This is a genomic window from Neisseria sp. HMSC064E01 (genome assembly GCF_001808875.1).
In the GTDB taxonomy this organism is placed as follows: Bacteria; Pseudomonadota; Gammaproteobacteria; order Burkholderiales; family Neisseriaceae; genus Neisseria; species Neisseria sicca_A.
Genome location: NZ_KV794969.1, coordinates 1 through 481, shown reverse-complemented (window position 1 = coordinate 481; position 481 = coordinate 1). Strand labels below are relative to the sequence as shown.

Sequence of the window (481 nt, the reverse complement as noted above, 5' to 3'; positions counted from 1 at the left end):
AAGACCGAAGTCGAAGCCGGTACCAACATCGCCAGCGTGACCAGCAAACAAGGTGCGAACGGTCAAACCGTTTACACCGTGAACGCAGACGGCGCGAGCGTCTCCGCAGGTTCCGACAACATCGTCGTGACCAAAGGCAACAAAGACGCCAACAACGTAACCGACTACGCGGTTGACCTGTCTAAAGCCGTCAAAGCCGACATCGCCAAAGGCGTAGCGGCGAAAGACGCAGTAGACAACAAAGGCATCAGCTTCGCAGGCGACAGCGGTACGACCGTTGCCAACAAACTGGGTGATACCGTCGCTGTTAAAGGCGATGTCAACATCACCACCACCGCAGGTGCGAACGGTATTCAGGTCGGCCTCAACAAAGACCTGAAAGTCGACAGCGTCAAAGCAGGCGATACGGTTGTGAACAACAGCGGCGTCAACGTCGGCGACAAAGTGGTGCTGGGCAAAGACGGTCTGAAAGCAGGCGATG

1 protein-coding gene is annotated in these 481 nt (G+C 56.3%); it reads left to right on the top strand.

Annotated features, from left to right (window positions below):
* Nucleotides 1-481: hypothetical protein (locus tag HMPREF2572_RS14665; protein ID WP_210385314.1), on the top strand; the 481-nt coding region annotated here is incomplete at both ends.